Annotated in this window: 13 protein-coding genes; 4 read left to right on the top strand and 9 right to left on the bottom strand. The window is 73.5% G+C overall.

Features of this window, described 5'->3' with window-relative positions:
* Nucleotides 1-402 precede the first annotated feature (402 nt).
* Nucleotides 403-1,407 (bottom strand): stage II sporulation protein M, encoded by a 1,005-nt coding sequence (locus tag OO57_RS28665; RefSeq protein WP_033255598.1) that lies wholly within the window; start codon nt 1,405-1,407, stop codon nt 403-405.
* 249 nt (nt 1,408-1,656) lie between these two features.
* Here OO57_RS28665 and OO57_RS28660 point away from each other — a divergent pair, with 249 nt between their 5' ends.
* On the top strand, nt 1,657-2,673 hold the full coding sequence (locus tag OO57_RS28660; protein WP_033255597.1) for an RDD family protein: 1,017 nt from the start codon (nt 1,657-1,659) through the stop codon (nt 2,671-2,673).
* A gap of 45 nt (nt 2,674-2,718) precedes the next feature.
* Here OO57_RS28660 and OO57_RS28655 read toward each other — a convergent pair whose 3' ends face one another.
* Nucleotides 2,719-3,333, bottom strand: coding sequence for a hypothetical protein (locus OO57_RS28655; RefSeq protein ID WP_033255596.1), 615 nt, complete (start codon nt 3,331-3,333; stop codon nt 2,719-2,721).
* Nucleotides 3,334-3,439: 106 nt separating this feature from the next.
* On the opposite strand from OO57_RS28655, the gene OO57_RS28650 reads away from it, so the two are divergent.
* Together OO57_RS28650 and OO57_RS28645 are read left to right on the top strand one after the other, a co-directional pair.
* Nucleotides 3,440-3,952 carry a SigE family RNA polymerase sigma factor gene (locus OO57_RS28650; protein ID WP_033255595.1) on the top strand — a complete coding sequence of 171 codons (513 nt, stop codon included), beginning with the start codon at nt 3,440-3,442 and terminating at the stop codon, nt 3,950-3,952.
* Nucleotides 3,949-5,037, top strand: a complete 1,089-nt coding sequence (locus tag OO57_RS28645; RefSeq protein WP_033255594.1) for a hypothetical protein — start codon at nt 3,949-3,951, stop codon at nt 5,035-5,037. Before OO57_RS28650 ends, OO57_RS28645 begins: the two co-directional genes overlap by 4 nt.
* Before the next feature lie 70 nt (nt 5,038-5,107).
* Here the strand turns inward: OO57_RS28645 and ahcY are convergent, their stop codons facing one another.
* From ahcY to OO57_RS28615, 6 genes are all read right to left on the bottom strand, one after another.
* Nucleotides 5,108-6,556 (bottom strand): adenosylhomocysteinase, encoded by a 1,449-nt coding sequence (gene ahcY / locus OO57_RS28640; protein ID WP_033255593.1) that lies wholly within the window; start codon nt 6,554-6,556, stop codon nt 5,108-5,110.
* 187 nt (nt 6,557-6,743) lie between these two features.
* Nucleotides 6,744-7,718, bottom strand: a complete 975-nt coding sequence (locus OO57_RS28635; RefSeq protein ID WP_033255592.1) for a cation diffusion facilitator family transporter — start codon at nt 7,716-7,718, stop codon at nt 6,744-6,746.
* A gap of 68 nt (nt 7,719-7,786) precedes the next feature.
* Nucleotides 7,787-8,953 (bottom strand): SIS domain-containing protein, encoded by a 1,167-nt coding sequence (locus OO57_RS28630; RefSeq protein WP_033255591.1) that lies wholly within the window; start codon nt 8,951-8,953, stop codon nt 7,787-7,789.
* Nucleotides 8,954-8,987: 34 nt separating this feature from the next.
* Nucleotides 8,988-9,170, bottom strand: coding sequence for a Trm112 family protein (locus tag OO57_RS28625; RefSeq protein ID WP_030461914.1), 183 nt, complete (start codon nt 9,168-9,170; stop codon nt 8,988-8,990).
* Nucleotides 9,171-9,295: 125 nt separating this feature from the next.
* Entirely contained in the window at nt 9,296-10,687 is a 1,392-nt protein-coding gene (locus tag OO57_RS28620; protein ID WP_106974135.1) for a phosphomannomutase/phosphoglucomutase, read from the bottom strand.
* A gap of 120 nt (nt 10,688-10,807) precedes the next feature.
* Complete coding sequence (locus OO57_RS28615) at nt 10,808-11,170, bottom strand: DUF3499 domain-containing protein (RefSeq protein ID WP_030461916.1); 363 nt, start codon at nt 11,168-11,170, stop codon at nt 10,808-10,810.
* A gap of 131 nt (nt 11,171-11,301) precedes the next feature.
* On the opposite strand from OO57_RS28615, the gene OO57_RS28610 reads away from it, so the two are divergent.
* A complete protein-coding gene (locus tag OO57_RS28610) occupies nt 11,302-11,748 on the top strand; it encodes a metallopeptidase family protein (protein ID WP_033255589.1) in 447 nt (148 codons plus the stop codon).
* Nucleotides 11,749-11,778: 30 nt separating this feature from the next.
* Here the strand turns inward: OO57_RS28610 and OO57_RS28605 are convergent, their stop codons facing one another.
* A complete protein-coding gene (locus tag OO57_RS28605; RefSeq protein ID WP_051778362.1) occupies nt 11,779-13,479 on the bottom strand; it encodes a DUF5719 family protein in 1,701 nt (566 codons plus the stop codon).

Raw genomic sequence — 13,479 nt, 5'->3', positions numbered from 1 at the left:
CTGTTGAGTTCTCAAGGAACGGACACTTCCTTCGAGCCGCATCCCTGCGGACCCTCCGGGCGCTTCGTTCTTTCGTGTTCCCAGCTTATCAGAGGTTTTTCGCTCCGATTTCCATTCCCGCTGGAGTGGGAATTCCTTCGACTTCGCTGCAGACCTTATCAAAAGCTCTGCACTGCTCAGCTTCGGGGTTTTGCCTGACCGGGCCAGCATCCTCTCGGACGCGCTGCCTCGATTCGGCGGTGTCGTAGACACTACGCCCGGGAGGAACTGGATGTCCAGTCGCTCCCAACCGTTCAAACCTACTAGCCCATGGGGATCAAGTCAATGGTCCCGCCGGGTTGATCATCAGGCTACCAGGTTTGGCGGGGCACCCGTGACCACGCCACGCCGTGCGAGGGGCGGTCAGCCGACCATCGGCTGGTGGTCGGTGCGGTCGGCGGCTTCGACGTCGCCGATCTCGCCGGTGGCGGCGGCGCGCTTGCCGAGGACCAGGGCGTAGACCAGGAAGAGTGCCTCGACGAGGACGCCCATGGCGATGCGGAGCCAGTCGGGGAGGGCGGAGCCGGTGACGAAGCCCTCGATGAAGCCGGTGACCATCAGGACGACGGTGAGGCCGATGACGGAGCCGATGACGGCTCGGCCCTCTTCGGCGAGGGCGACGGCGCGGGTGCGGGGGCCGGGGTCGATGACGGTCCAGCCGAGGCGGAGGCTGAGGCCGCCGGCGACGAAGATGGCGGTGAGTTCGAGCAGGCCGTGCGGGACGAGCAGGCCGAGGAAGAGCTGGAGGTGGTCGGCGGAGGCCATGGTGCCGATGCCGAAGCCGAGGTTGAGGACGTTCTCCAGCAGGATGAACAGCACGGGGACGCCGAGCAGGACGGCCGAGATCAGGCACTGCGCGGCGACCCAGGCGTTGTTGGTCCACACCTGGGCGGCGAAGTTCGCCGAGGGGTGCTCGGTGTAGTAGGTCTCGAACTCACCGCCGGACTTGGTGAGTTGCTCGTACTGCTCGGGGGACACCAGGGACTTGACGATCTCGGGGTGGGTGCCTATCCACCAGGCGATCACGGCGCTGAGGAGGAAGGAGACCGCGCCGACGGTCAGCCACCAGCGGCGGGTGCGGTAGAGGATCGCGGGGAAGCTGGTGGTGAAGTAGCGGGCGGCGTCGCGCCAGGAGGAGGCGCGGGCGCCTGCGACGGCGTTGCGGCCGCGGACGACCAGGGTGGTGAGCCGGCCCTCGACGCCGGGGTGCGGGGCGGCGGCCTGGACCTGGGCGAGGTGGCTGGTGGCGCGCTGGTAGAGGGTGATGAGCTCGTCGGCCTCCTCGCCGGTGAGGCGGCGGCGGCTGCTGAGGACCTCCAGACGGTGCCATTCCGCCTGGTGGGCGGCGACGAAGACGTCCAGGTCCATGGCGGTTCTCTCCGGGGGCGCGGCGGGGCGACGGCGGCAACTGGTTGGTGTGCTGCCTGGGCTGGTGCGGGCTTAGCTTGCCAGAACGGAGGGTCGGCGTGGCAGGGATGTCGGAAGCGTGGTGACGAGTGGCGGCCCGGGGTTACCTGCCGGGGGTGTACGGCCTTATGTTTGCCGCTGTTGATCGAGGGGGTCGGGCCGTGCGACGCGGGGTCGCCGGCGGGCCGTGGAGCGGAGCGGGTGGGTGGCGTGAGCGAGCTGGTGACCGGTGAGGCGGTCGTCCTGGGGCTGCGGACGGCGAGGCTGCCGTCGCGGGCCCTGGCCCGGCTGCTGGACTGGGTCGTGTACACGGTGGCGTACTTCATCCTGGCGATCGGCCTGCTGATGGGGCTCTCCGACCTGGAGGACGCCGCCCAGATGGCGTTCATGATCGCGGTGTTCGTGTTCTGCACGGTGCTGCTGCCGACGCTGGTCGAGACCCTGTCGCAGGGGCGGTCGCTGGGGAAGATCGCGCTGGGGCTGCGGGTGGTGCGGGCGGACGGCGGCCCGATCCGGTTCCGGCACGCGCTGGTGCGGGGGCTGGTCGGGGTGATCGACTTCGGGCTGCTCGCGATGCCCGCGGTGCTCAGTTCGCTGTTCTCCGCGGAGGGGCGCCGGCTCGGCGACATCTTCGGCGGGACGATGGTGATCCGGGAGCGGCTGCCGCAGGGGGCGCGGGACCAGGGGGCGGTGCCGCCGGTGCCGCTGCAGGTGATGCACGCGCTGGGCGCGGACCTGGTGGCGCTGGACCTGTCCGCGGTGCCGGACGGCCTGTGGCTGTCGGCGCGCCAGGTGCTGAGCCGGATGCACGAGCTGGACGAGCCGGTGGCGGCCGCGCTGGGCGACCGGATGGCCGCGGACATGGCGCAGCGGACGGGTTGGCCGGTGCCCGCGGGGCTGCCCTCGCTGGTGTACCTGGGGGCGGTGCTGATGGAGCGCCAGCGCCGGGAGTGGGAACGGGCCTCGGCGGCGGCCTACACGGCGTACTCGGCGCAGCTGGCGCAGCAGCAGCAACCGGCCCCGTACGGGGCGGTCCCGGCCCAGCCGGGCCCGACGGCGGCCCCGGTCCCGGCGCAGGCGGCCCCGGTGCAGACGGCGCCGGTGCGGCAGCTCGGGTACCCGCAGGCGCCGCAGCCGGGCGCGGTGGTGCTCGCCAAGCCCGTGGAGCAGCCCGTGGAGCAGCCCGCGGCGGAGGCGGCCGGCGGCGGGTTCGCACCGCCCGCCTGACCGGTCCGCGCCGGTCCGGGCCCGTCCGCGCCCGTCCGGGCCGGGTCAGTGGCGCGGGTTGGGCGGGGATTCGAGTTCTTCGAGGTCGATGCCGGGGGCGCCGAGCAGGACGTCCCCGGTGAGGTGGAGGTCGCGGACCTCGCCGGTGTCGAGGTCGGTGACCCGGTAGTGCTCGACGGGGAGCGGGCCGCTGTCGGTGGGGTGGTCCTGGACGGAGTGGAGCTGCCAGCCCTGGTCGAGGGTGCGGGGGGCGAGCGCGTCGCCGGTGAAGGAGACCAGGCGGATCCGGGCGCTGGCGCCGGGGTCGAGGTCGAGCAGCCGGGCGGTGGCGACCAGGAAGGCCGGGGAGTCGCCGGTGAAGGCGTGCGCCCGGTCCTCCCCCTCGACGGCCTGGCCGGAGCCGGAGGCCGCGGCGCGGACCCAGTGGACGCCGTCGAGCGCGCCGCCGCGGACCTGCCAGCCGCCGGAGCGGAGTTCGAGCCGGATCGGGCGGTGGCGGGCGTCCAGGGTGAGGTCGGTGGTGCCCTGGACGGTGCCGTCGGGGCGGTAGCGCTTGGCGACGTAGCGCCAGCCGGCGGGGCCGGGGGCGCACTGGAAGCGCTCCTCGCCGAGCGGGGTTCCGTCGTGCGGGTCGTGGAGGGAGTAGCGGCCGTTCGGCATGGGGGGAAGCCTACGTAATCGGGGGTGCAACCTTCTCGGGGGCGGCCCGCATCAGGGGGGCGGTGGTGCGGTCGCGCCACCGGTTCTCGGGAGGAGGGGCGCCGGGATGGCGGAGCTGACGCGGGACGAGGAGTTCACCGCGTTCGTGGCCTCCAGGGCGGTCTGGTTGCGGAAGGTCGCGTACTTGCTGTGCGCGGACTGGCACCGTGCGGACGACCTGGTGCAGGAGAGCATCACCAAGCTGTACACCCACTGGGGCCGCGCGGGGCGGGCGGAGAACCGGGACGGCTACGCGCGGACGGTGCTGGTGAACACGTTCCTGGCCGAGCAGCGCACCGCGTGGTGGCGGCGGACCAGGCCCGCGGCGCGGCCGCCGGAGGGGACGGCGTTCGCGGATCCGGACCTGGCGGTGTCGCTGGACCTGCGGGGGGCGCTGGCGGCGCTGCCGCCGCGGCAGCGGGCGACGGTGGTGCTGCGCTACTACTGCGACCTGTCGGTCGAGCAGACCGCGGCCGAGCTGGGTTGCTCCAGCGGCAATGTGAAGAGCCAGAGTTCGCGGGCCCTGGAGACGCTGCGGCGTTCCTCGGCGCTGCGCCCGTTGGGGAGGTCCGGGGCATGAGCGGGGACGGGGAGGAGCTGTCCGTGCGGATGGCGCGCTACGTGGCGGTGGAGGAGGCGGCGGCGCCGCCCTCGCGGGTGGATCCGGCGCTGGCGGTGCTCCGGGGCCGGGCGCGGCGTCGGCGGCGGGCCTGGACGGTGGTGGCGGCGGCCGCGGCGGTGGTGCTGTCGACGGGGTCGTTCGCGGTGCTGCGGGACGGGGGCGGGGCGGGCCCGGCGGAGGTTCCGGCCGTGCTGCCGACGGGGTCGCCGACCGGGTCGCTCCCGCCGGACGCCTACCGGAAGACCGCGCCGACCGAGCAGAGTTCGGCGGCGCCGGTGGTCGGCCGGACGGTGCTGACGGTGCCGGCCAGGTTCGGCTGGCTGCCGGATTCGGTGCCCGGGGTGACGTACCGGTCGGGCCCGCTCCAGGTGGGCGTGGTCGCCGGCGGCCGTCCGGGGGTCTCCACGCGGTTCGAGCTGACGGCGTTCCCGGTGGGGGTGACCCCGGACGTGGACCCGCTGATCGGTGCGGGGGACGGGCTGCGGATCGACGCGCCGCCGGTGAACGGGCAGGAGGCGTACTGGGTGTCGTCGAGCGATCCGGCGTTCGCGGCGGCGATGGACACGCTGCGGTTCCGGTCCGCGGGCGGGCGCTGGTTCCAGTTGGAGAGCGCGGGCCTGTCCGAGGCGGACCGGCAGCAGGTGCCGCTGCGGGTCGCCGCCGGGGTGCTGCCGGGGGACTACGCGCCCCCGATGCCGCTGGCGCTGTCCTCGCTGCCGGAGCGGTCGGTGGTGTCCGAGGTCGAGCTGTACCTGCCGCTGCGGGGGGAGGACCGGTGGGAGGTCCGGGTGAACTTCCAGGAGCAGCTCAGCCACTACCTGGTGGTGCACGCCGGGCCGGACCTGCCGGACCCGCCCGCGAACGTGCTGCCCGGGCAGTCGTTCTTCCCGGAGGAGTGCGGGACCGGGGGCGGGGTGAAGTGGTGCGTCGACTCGGCGCAGCCGGTGGCGGGCTCCGAGGTGGGTGATCCGGCGGCCTGGCTGGCCCGCGTGGTGCCGCGCGGCAACGACCGGGCGGCCTGGTCGACCGACGTGCTGCCGTAGGGGCGGCCCCGGACGCGCCGGTGCCCGGCACCCCTCGCGGGGGTGCCGGGCACCGGGGCGTGCGCCGGGGTCAGTAGCGGTACTGCTCGGCCTTGTACGGGCCCTCGACCGGGACGCCGATGTAGTCGGCCTGCTCCTGGGTGAGGGTGGTGAGCTTGACGCCGAGGGCGTCGAGGTGGAGGCGGGCGACCTTCTCGTCCAGGTGCTTGGGCAGCACGTAGACGCCGACCGGGTACTGCTCGGTCTTGGTGAACAGCTCGATCTGCGCGATGGTCTGGTTCGCGAAGGAGTTGGACATCACGAAGGACGGGTGGCCGGTCGCGTTGCCGAGGTTGAGCAGGCGGCCCTCGGAGAGCACGATGATGGTCTTGCCGTCGGCCTTGCGCCACTCGTGGACCTGCGGCTTGACCTCGGTCTTGACCACGCCGGGCAGCTGGGCGAGGCCGGCCATGTCGATCTCGTTGTCGAAGTGGCCGATGTTGCCGACGATCGCCTGGTGCTTCATCCGCTCCATGTGCGAGGCGAGGATGATGTCCTTGTTGCCCGTGGTGGTGATGAAGATGTCGGCGGTCGAGACGACGTCCTCCAGGGTGGTGACCTGGTAGCCGTCCATCGCGGCCTGCAGGGCGCAGATCGGGTCGATCTCGGTGATGATGACCCGGGCGCCCTGGCCGCGCAGCGACTCGGCGCAGCCCTTGCCGACGTCGCCGTAGCCGCAGACCACGGCGACCTTGCCGCCGATCAGGACGTCGGTGGCGCGGTTGATGCCGTCGACCAGGGAGTGGCGGCAGCCGTACTTGTTGTCGAACTTCGACTTGGTGACGGCGTCGTTGACGTTGATGGCCGGGAACAGCAGCTTGCCGTCGCGGTGCATCTCGTACAGGCGGTGGACGCCGGTGGTGGTCTCCTCGGTGACGCCCTTGATGGTGGCGGCGACCTCGGTCCACTTCTGCGGGGTCTCGACCAGGGTGCGGTTGAGGAGCTCCAGGATGATCCGGAACTCGTCGTTGTCCGCGGTGTCGGGCGACGGCGCGGCGCCGGCCTTCTCGAACTCGACGCCCTTGTGGATCAGCAGGGTGGCGTCACCGCCGTCGTCCAGGATCATGTTCGGGGTCTGGCCGTCGGGCCAGGTGAGCGCCTGCTCGGTGCACCACCAGTACTCCTCCAGGGTCTCGCCCTTCCAGGCGAAGACCGGCACGCCCTGCGGGTTCTCCGGGGTGCCCTCCGGGCCGACCGCGATGGCGGCGGCGGCGTGGTCCTGGGTGGAGAAGATGTTGCAGGAGCACCAGCGGACCTCGGCGCCCAGGGCGGTGAGGGTCTCGATCAGCACGGCGGTCTGCACGGTCATGTGCAGCGAGCCGGTGATCCGGGCCCCGGCCAGCGGCTGGGAGGCGGCGTACTCGGCGCGGATCGACATCAGGCCGGGCATCTCGTGCTCGGCGAGCTGGATCTCCTTGCGACCGAACGGGGCCAGGGAGAGGTCGGCGACCTTGAAGTCGCCGGTGGGCTGGTTCGACATGCGAACTCCTCGCGGGATGGGCCTGGTTGCGGGTGTGCTGAGCGGCAGAGGGCGCACGGGAGCGACCCTCTGCTGCGGCACAATCCGTCGGAGGACCTCTCTCCCTCGACCGGAACCCGGCTCCGATCGACCGCCATCAGCAGCGACGTTTGGCACTGCTGACGAATCTACACCGATCGGGTGCGTCTCAGTGGGTGTTCCGGCCGGGTCCGCCCGGAGTGGCGTCGGCGTCGGGGCCCGCGAGGGCCTTCTCCTCGGAGTAGACGTCGGGCTCCAGGTAGATCGCCCGGGCGATCGGCACGGCCTTGCGGACCCGGGTCTCGGCGAGGTCGATCGCCTCGGCGACCACCGCGGCGCTGTCCTCCGCGTTGACCCCGATCTTGGCGGCGACCAGCAGTTCCTCGGGGCCGACGTGCAGGGTGCGCATGTGGATCACCGAGGTGACGGTGTCGTGGTCGACCAGGGCTTCGCGGATCTTCACCACGACCTCGGCGTCGGCGGACTCGCCGATCAGCAGCGACTTGGTCTCCAGCGCCAGCACCAGGGCGATGACCACCAGCAGCACGCCGATGCACAGGGTGCCGATGCCGTCCCAGACCGCGTCGCCGGTGGCGACGGTCAGGCTGACGCCGCCCAGCGCCAGCACCAGGCCGATCAGCGCGCCGGTGTCCTCCAGCAGGACGACCGGCAGCTCGGGGGCCTTGGCCCGGCGGATGTACGCGGACCAGCCGTGCTGGCCCTTGTCCTTCGAGGCCTCCCGGTAGGCGGTGAGGAAGGAGTAGCCCTCCAGCAGGATGGCGAAGAGCAGCACGCCGACCGGCCAGTACCAGTTCTCCAGCTCGTGCGGGTGGGCGATCTTCTCGTAGCCCTCGTAGATCGCGAACATGCCGCCGACGCTGAACAGCACGATCGAGACCAGGAAGCCGTAGACGTAGCGCTCGCGGCCGTAGCCGAACGGGTGCTGCTCGGTGGCGTCCCGCTGCGAGCGCTTGCCGCCGACCAGGAGCAGCACCTGGTTGCCGGAGTCGGCGATCGAGTGCACGCCCTCGGCGAGCATCGAGGACGACCCCGAGAACGCGAACGCCACGAACTTGCTGACCGCGATGCCCAGGTTCGCGGTCAGTGCCGCGACCAGTGCCTTGGTGCCGCCTTCGGTGCTCAACCCGGTACGTCCCTCCGCGCGCGCCCGGGGCTTTGCCGGGCCTTTGTTGACGAGGGGACGATACCGTGTCAGCCCCGGGTGGCCAGGCCCAGGTACACCGCTGCGAAGTCGGTCAGGCCGATCAGCTCGGCCAGCGCCTGCACCGGGTCCTCCAGGCTGGAGGTGTGCTCGGTGACCCGCACCTCGTGCGCGGCGGCCAGGCGGCGGGCCCGGGCGACCGGCCAGCCGGGCCGTTCCAGCTCGGCGACGCCGGGGGTGTGGCGCAGCAGCAGGACCTGCAGCTGGAGCGGCACCGGCTCGTCGACCCGGTCGCGGAAGAAGTCGTCCGGGTCTCCCCCGGCGCCCAGCCGACCGGCGAACATGCCGCGGTGCGCGGTCAGCGCCTGCGGGAGGCGGGCGGCCAGCGCGGGCAGGCCGGCCCGGTCGGCGAGGGCGGCGGCGAACCGCTCCCCCGCGGCGGCGGCCGCGGCGCCCTCGGACCACAGCAGCGGGACGGTCTCGGCGATCCGGCTCGCCAGGGACTTCGCCGGGTTGTCGTACGCCTGGGCGTCGGGGCGGCAGCGCACCGCGATCTCGTCGAGGCGGTCGGCGGCGGCCTCCAGCGCGCCGGGGGCGAGCTGGGCGACGCCGGTCCGGTCGGCCAGGGCCAGCAGCGGGGCCAGGAAGGCCCACAGCGCGGCCGGGTCCTCGGCCGGGAGGTCGGGTTCGGCGTCGGAGCCCTCCGGTTCCACCGCGCCGGGTTCGAACGGCAGCGGCAGGGCGCGCACCTGGAGCGCCGCCTCGAACAGCTCGGAGCCCTCGGGGGCGATCACCGCGATCGCGCAGCCGCGGGTGTACGCCTGCTCGGCCAGGTTGATCAGGCCGCCCTCGCGGCCGGTCTCGCTGGTGACCACGATCAGGTCCAACGAACCTGCCCAGCCGGGCAGTTGCCAGGTCTCGCCGTCGGCGAAGGTGAAGCCTCCGGGGCGGGCGTCGGCGGGCGGCAGCGGCCACACCTGGCTGCTGGGGACGGCCAGGGCGGCCAGCACCGCGGCCGCGGTCAGCGCGCCGCCGTGCCCGGCGACCAGCACGGCGCGCGGCCGCCCGTCGGGGTTCAGCGTGCGGAGGCCGGCCGCGTCGGCCCGGCGCAGGGCGATCCTTATCCGGGCGCCCGCCCCGGCCAGGGCCAGCAGCTCGCGCCGCCGGTCGGCGCGCTGCAGGGCGGCCGGGTCGTCCAGCAGGGAGTCGTCGAACATGGCGGCTGTCCTCCAGCGGCTGGCGGGGCAGGGGTCAGGACGGGCGGCGGGCCTCGTCCACCAGCAGGACCGGGATGCCGTCGCGCACCGGGTAGACCAGGCCGCAGCCCTCGCCGGTGCAGCGCAGCTCGTGCACCTCGCCCTCGGTCTCCTCGTCGAGCGGGGAGCGGCACTCCGGGCAGACCAGGATCTCCAGCAGGAAGGACGGCAGGCTCATGGCGGTCGGACTCCGGGGGTTCGGGCAACGGGTGCGGAAGGCCGGTGACACAGCAGTACCCCGGCCGGTGGCAACCCTACCGGCCGGGGCACGCGAAAAGTCAGCGGCGGGCTGACGGGGTGCGGTCAGCCGCGGACGATCGCCAGCACGCCGTCGCGCAGTTCGGCCATCTTCGCCGGGTCCTTGGCCTCGGCGTTCAGGCGCAGCAGCGGCTCGGTGTTGGAGGCGCGCAGGTTGAACCACCAGTCCGGGCCGGCCACGGTGAGGCCGTCCAGTTCGTCGGTGGTGACGCCCTCCAGGCCGGCGTAGGCGGCGCGCACCTTCTCGGTGGCGGCGGCCTGGTCGGCGACGGTGGAGTTGATCTCGCCGGAGGCGGCGTACCGCTCGTACTTGGCGGTCAGCGCGGACAGCGGGCCGTCCTGCCCGCCGAGCGCGGCCAGCACGTGCAGGGCGGCCAGCATGCCGGTGTCGGCGCGCCAGAAGTCGCGGAAGTAGTAGTGCGCGGAGTGCTCGCCGCCGAAGACCGCGTCGGTGTCCGCCATCTCCTGCTTGATGAAGGAGTGGCCGACCCGGGTGCGGACCGGGACGCCGCCGAGGTCGCGGACCACCTCGGGCACCGTCCAGGAGGTGATCAGGTTGTGGATGATCGTCGGGTTGGCCTCGCCGCTCGCCTGGGCGCGGGCGATCTCGCGCTCGGCGACCAGGGCGGTGATCGCGGACGGGGAGACCGGGTCGCCGTTCTCGTCGATCACGAAGCAGCGGTCGGCGTCGCCGTCGAAGGCCAGGCCGATGTCGGCGCCCACCTCGCGGACCTTGGCCTGCAGGTCGACCAGGTTGGCCGGGTCCAGCGGGTTGGCCTCGTGGTTGGGGAAGGTGCCGTCCAGCTCGAAGTACATCGGGACGACGTCCAGCGGCAGGCCGTCGAAGACGGTGGGGACGGTGTGGCCGCCCATGCCGTTGCCCGCGTCCACCGCGACCTTGAGCGGGCGGATCGCGGTCAGGTCGACCAGCTTGCGCAGGTGGTCGGCGTAGCCGCCCAGGGTCTCCTTGGCGGACAGCGCGCCCACGGCGGCGACCTCGGCGGCCGGGACGTGCACCTTGCCGTCCTCGTCGAGCCAGGACTCGACCAGCTCGCGGATGTCGGACAGGCCGGTGTCCTGGCCGACCGGGGCGGCGCCCGCGCGGCACAGCTTGATGCCGTTGTACTGGGCCGGGTTGTGCGAGGCGGTGAACATCGCGCCGGGCAGGTCCAGGCTGCCGCTGGCGTAGTACAGCTGGTCGGTCGAGCACAGCCCGATCTCCACCACGTCGGCGCCGCGGGAGGCGGCGCCCTCGGCGAAGGCGCGGGACAGCGAGGGCGAGGAGGGGCGCATGTCGTGGCCCACGACCACCGCGCTGCCGCCGACCACCTCGACGAAGGCCGCACCGAAGGCGTGCGCCAGCGACTCGTCCCACTGGTCCGGCACGACGCCCCGGACGTCGTACGCCTTCACAAGCTGCTTGAGGTCCCGCACCAGATTGCTCCCGTGTGTGTGCTGCGACGTGCTGCGGGCGCGCCGGACCGGCCGGTGCGCGCCGCAGAGGGGCAGCGTACCCGGCCGCGGTGGACGTCAGGTGCCGCCCTCGCCCGGGCGGGCTCAGCTCTCCGGGGAGCGCAGCACGCGCAGGTGGCCGCGGCGGCCGGACTCGCCCTCGGGGGGCGGGCCCTGACGCGGCGTGCGCTCCTGCGGGCGGGCCGCCTCGCGGACGGCGTTGGCCAGGGCCTCCAGGTCGTCGCTGCTGCGCCGCAGCGGGCCGGTGTCGCCCGCCAGGCGGACCACGTCCCAGCCGCGGGGGGCGGTGAGGCGCTCGGCGTGCTCGGCGCACAGGTCGTAGCAGTGCGGTTCGGCGTAGGTGGCCAGCGGGCCGAGCACCGCGGTGGAGTCCGCGTAGACGTACGTCAGCGTCGCCACGGCCGGCCGGCCGCACGCGGTCCGCGAACAACGACGTACAGAGCTCACGAGGGTGGACGGTACCGCAAGTCGGACCGGCCCGCGAAGACCCGCCCCCCGGCTCGCGTGTCCCGTCGCCGTTACGCGCCGTGCTGGAGTGGTCCACTTCCGGGCATCCAGGGACTACGCTCGACACTGCTATGGACAGCTCGACACCCTCGTCCCCGCCCGGGCCCGGCCGCCGCAAGCACCGCGACCGGCACGGCCGCGGCATGCGCGGGCCGCTGGCCCCGCCGCAGGTGCCCATCTCGCTGACCCGCTCCGAGCTCTTCGACGACTACGTCCGGGAGTCGATGGAGCGGCTGGTCCGGCGCTGGCCGCAACTGGAGGACGTGGAGTTCGCCGTCCTGGAGGTGCCGCTGCCCGTCAAGGGCGAGCCGGAGCCGGACACCGTGCCGCTCGGCCGGGTGGTTCCCGGCGCGGCGGGGCGGCGCAGCCGGATCCTGGTGTACCGGCGGCCGGTGGAGATCCGGGCGAAGGCCAAGGAGGACCGGGCGGCACTGGTCCACGAGATCCTGATCGAGCAGGTCGCGGAGCTGCTGGGGCTCTCGCCGGACGCGATCGACCCGCGCTACGGCGAGGAGTAGGGCCCCGGCCGGGGCCCTGCTCCCCGCGCGCTACTTCGTCCCCAGGACGACGCCCGGGTCCGCGGCGACCCGGGGCACCTCCACGGTGGCGTGGTCGTCGCGGAACTGCTGGGTGGTGAAGGTGGGGACGTCCTTGGTGACGGCGCTGAGCTGGCGGGCGGCCAGGACCGGGCCGCCGCTGACGGTCTGCACGGTCAGCGCGTAGGGGCCGTTCGCCCCGGCGGGGTCGATGCCCTCGACGGTGACGGTGGTGCCGACCGGGACGTCGACGTCCTTGCTGCCGGGGGTGCCGCCGTTCGCGCCGGCCGAGCTGGTGACCTTGACCTTGGCGTCGGCGTCGACGGCGGTCAGCAGCAGCTTGGTCTGGCCGGCCCGGTTGTCGGCGACCGAGGCGCGGGCGCCGACCGGGCTGCCGCCGGAGAGCCAGGTCGCCTCGGTCTTGCCCTTGTTCTCGCGGTCGACCCGCAGGCCGGCCACGACCGGGGTCGGGTGGTCCGGGCTGGTGGGGGTGAGCCGGATCGCGCTCGCGCCCTCGCGGGTCTCGGCGGTGAACTGGAAGTCGAGGACGGCGGTCATGCCCGCCTTGACGTGGATGCTCTCCTTGCCCGCGGGGGTGAACCAGCCGTTCTTGCCGGAGAGTTGGACCTTGAGGTCGGCGTCGTCGGCGGAGTCGGTGGCGACCACCAGGTGGGCGGTGGTGACGTCGTCGGGGATGCCGGGGACGGTCACGCTCGGGGCCGGGTCGGCGGAGGGCTCCAGCCAGTCGGTGCCCTTGCCGGTGTCGATGGCGTGCACCCCGGCGCCGATCCGGCCGCTGCGGGTGACGACGTGCAGGGCGAGGTCGTCGACCGGGCCCTTGGTGAGGCTGCTGAGCAGCAGCGTCTGGCTCTGGCCGGGGGCGACCGCGATGCCGGTGGCGAGCTCGTTGTCGATCAGGCCCTTCGCGCCGTACATCTTCAGGTCGACGACGGCGGGCAGGGTGTCGGCGTTGACCAGGGTGACGTAGTCGACCCGGTGGGGGCCGGTGCTCGCGCCCGCGAACCAGAAGCTGGTGCCGGAGGGCACGCAGTCGGCGCCGGAGAGGCTGGTGCCGCCGTTCTCGGAGGTGGTGACCTGGGTCGCGGTGAAGCCGGGGGCGAGGTTGCCGGTGGCGGCCGCGAAGGTGCCGGGGGCGGTGTCGCTGTTGTTGGCGGGACCGGTCGCCGGGACGCCGGGCTTGGCCAGGCTGATCAGGGCGTCCACCACGGGGGCGGGGCTCTGCCCGGCCGCCGGGGCGCCGGAGGGCTGTCCGGACGGGGCGCCGGCGGGCTGTCCGGACGGCGCGGCACCGGACGGTGCGGCCGAGGCGGTCGGGTCGGCGGCGGGCTGCACGGGGTTCTGCGCGGCGATCACGTTCGCGGCGTTGGCGTTGGCGATCAGGCCGGTGCCGGTGCTGCCGGTGCCGCCCTCCGGGCTGAACAGGGTGAGGCTGGTGGAGCCGGTGACGCCCTGCATCGGCGGCGGGCAGACCAGCGCCGTGCGCTCGACCTGCGCGGTGGTGCGGCCGCCGCCGGTGTCCGCGGCCGTGGTGGCCGGGCTGCGCAGTTCGGCGACGCCGAACACCAGGCCGAGCACGGCCACGCCGGCCAGCAGGGACTGGCCGGTGCGGCTGCCGCCGGCCACGCCGCTCAGGTCGGGCGCCTTGAGCTTGGGGGCCCTGAGCTTGGGCGCCTTCAGGGTGGGCTTCTTCAT

Origin of the sequence: Kitasatospora phosalacinea (assembly GCF_000717185.1) — a bacterium.
Taxonomy (GTDB): domain Bacteria; phylum Actinomycetota; class Actinomycetes; order Streptomycetales; family Streptomycetaceae; genus Kitasatospora; species Kitasatospora phosalacinea_A.
This window is presented reverse-complemented; position numbering and strand designations above follow the sequence as displayed.